Below are 2,593 nucleotides of genomic sequence, written 5' to 3'. Positions count from 1 at the left end.
CACTGCAGGGAACTTGCCAGCTCCATTGGTTACCCGAGTTTAATTTTTTTCGCAAGCAGGCCAATCACCGGCGCTGAAGCGGAGCATTCAAACAGATGAAATTAGAAAATGCCCTCTAAAGAGCAAGAGGCTCAGGCTAGAGCATCAGCTTGACGACAGATTCGTTGGGGTCGCGGGTTTTTCCGGCGGCTTTGAGCTCTGCGAGATAATCTTCCCAGAGTGCGTCATGACGTCGCCCCAGCTCGTAAAGATATTCCCAAGTGAAAAGGCCGCTGTCGTGGCCGTCGTCGAAGGTCAGTTTCAGTGCGTACTGACCGGCCGGTTCTACCTTGCTCAGTCCTACGTTGATCTTGCCAAATTGCAGGATGGGTTTGCCGTGGCCCTGGACCTCGGCGGAAGGCGAGTGCACGCGCAGGAATTCCGCGGGAAGGGTGTATTCCTCGCCAGACGCATATTTGAGCGTCAGGGTTTTCGAGGCCTTGTGCAGTTTGATGTCGGTGGGGATCATGACCGGGTATCCGTCTGTAGGCGTATGGTCAGCCACCTGTAGGAGCACGGCTTGCCGGCGATGGCGATTTCAAATGCGCCATCGCCAGCAAGCTGTGCTCCTACAAGGGGTCGCATGGCTTACAGGATATAACGGGACAGGTCTTCGTTCTGCGCCAATTCACCGAGGTGGCTGTTGACGTAGTCAGCGTCGATCTGGATGACCTTGCCGTCGTGGCTGCTGGCCAGGTCGCCGGCACTGAACGATACCTCTTCCAGCAGGCGCTCGAGCAGCGTGTGCAGGCGACGGGCACCGATGTTTTCGGTTTTCTCGTTGACCTGCCAGGCGATCTCGGCGATGCGCTTGATGCCGCTCGGCTGGAACTCGATGCCCAGGCCCTCGGTTTTCAGCAGTGCGCAATATTGCTCGGTGAGCGAAGCGTGCGGCTCGCTGAGGATGCGCTCGAAATCTTCCGGCGACAGCGCCTTGAGTTCGACGCGAATCGGCAGGCGACCTTGCAGCTCGGGCACCAGGTCGCTCGGCTTGCTCAGGTGGAAGGCGCCGGAGGCAATGAACAGGATGTGGTCGGTCTTGACCATGCCCAGCTTGGTGTTGACGGTGCAGCCTTCGATCAGTGGCAGCAGGTCGCGCTGCACGCCTTCGCGGGACACGTCGACGCCACCGGAATTGCCGCGCTTGGCGACCTTGTCGATTTCGTCGATGAACACGATGCCGTGCTGCTCGACCGCTTCCAGGGCCTTGGCCTTCAATTCCTCATCGTTGACCAGGCGGCTGGCTTCTTCGTCGCGCACCAGTTTCAGCGCTTCTTTGACCTTGAGCTTGCGGGACTTCTTTTTGCCCTTGCCCATGTTGGCGAACAGGCTTTGCAGCTGGTTGGTCATTTCTTCCATGCCCGGCGGCGTGGCGATCTCGATGCCGGCCATTTCGGCGACTTCGATTTCGATCTCCTTGTCATCCAGCTGACCTTCGCGCAGGCGTTTGCGGAACAGTTGGCGGGTGTTGGAATCGGCTGTCGGGGTGTCGTCGTTGCTGAAGCCCATGCGCGCCGGCGGCAGCAGGGCGTCGAGGATGCGCTCTTCGGCGGCGTCTTCGGCGCGGTGGCGAACCTTGACGATTTCCTGCTCGCGCAAGAGCTTGATGGCCGCATCGGCAAGGTCACGAATGATCGACTCGACATCACGGCCAACGTAGCCGACTTCGGTGAACTTGGTCGCTTCGACCTTGATGAACGGAGCATTGGCCAACTTGGCCAGGCGCCGGGCGATCTCGGTTTTACCGACACCGGTCGGGCCGATCATCAGGATGTTCTTCGGCGTTACTTCGACGCGCAGCTCTTCGGGCAGCTGCATCCGGCGCCAGCGATTGCGCAGGGCAATGGCGACGGCGCGCTTGGCATCGTCCTGGCCGATGATATGGCGATTGAGTTCGTGGACGATTTCACGGGGAGTCATGGACATAGTATTTAGCGGACCTCAAGCAAGAATGAGCCGTGGCGCGATGGCCTGCACGGGCTTACTCGGCGCAGTCCTGCTCCTCAATGGTCTGGGTGTGGTTGGTGAATACACAGATGTCGCCGGCGATGCCGAGAGCGGTCTCGACGATTTCCCGGGCCGACAGATCGGTTTTTTTCAGCAGCGCGCTGGCGGCTGCCTGAGCGTAGGCGCCGCCGGAGCCCATGGCGATCAAACCGTCTTCGGGTTCAACCACGTCACCGTTGCCGGTGATGATCAGGGACGCGTCTTTGTTGGCGACGGCGAGCATGGCTTCGAGGCGGCTCAAGGAACGGTCGGTACGCCATTCTTTGGCGAGCTCGACAGCGGCGCGGACCAGATGGCCCTGGTGTTTTTCCAGCTGGCCTTCGAAGCGTTCGAAGAGGGTAAAGGCGTCAGCGGTGGCACCGGCAAAACCGGCGATGACCTGGCCGTGGTACAGGCGACGAACTTTTTTCGCGTTGCCTTTCATCACGGTGTTGCCAAGCGAAACCTGGCCGTCGCCGCCCATGACGACTTTGCCGTGGCGGCGAACTGAAACGATGGTGGTCAAGGGAAGAGTCTCCACGCAGCGGGGCGAAAATGCCTTATGCCC

General features: G+C 60.0%; 3 protein-coding genes. All 3 read right to left on the bottom strand.

The genetic code is table 11. The annotated features are described in order from the left end of the window. Positions 1 to 136: 136 nt before the first annotated feature. Complete coding sequence (locus tag D8V06_RS02455) at positions 137 to 508, bottom strand: DUF971 domain-containing protein (protein ID WP_056852254.1); 372 nt, start codon at positions 506 to 508, stop codon at positions 137 to 139. Positions 509 to 627: 119 nt separating this feature from the next. Further along, the gene (hslU, locus tag D8V06_RS02450) at positions 628 to 1,965 is read right to left on the bottom strand and encodes an HslU--HslV peptidase ATPase subunit (RefSeq protein WP_056852255.1); all 1,338 of its coding nucleotides are present in this window, start codon (positions 1,963 to 1,965) and stop codon (positions 628 to 630) included. 55 nt (positions 1,966 to 2,020) lie between these two features. Beyond that, positions 2,021 to 2,551 (bottom strand): ATP-dependent protease subunit HslV, encoded by a 531-nt coding sequence (hslV, locus tag D8V06_RS02445; protein ID WP_007975582.1) that lies wholly within the window; start codon positions 2,549 to 2,551, stop codon positions 2,021 to 2,023. Positions 2,552 to 2,593 lie beyond the last annotated feature (42 nt).

It is taken from the genome of Pseudomonas sp. Sample_24 (assembly GCF_004307605.1).
In the GTDB taxonomy this organism is placed as follows: domain Bacteria; phylum Pseudomonadota; class Gammaproteobacteria; order Pseudomonadales; family Pseudomonadaceae; genus Aquipseudomonas.
This window is presented reverse-complemented; position numbering and strand designations above follow the sequence as displayed.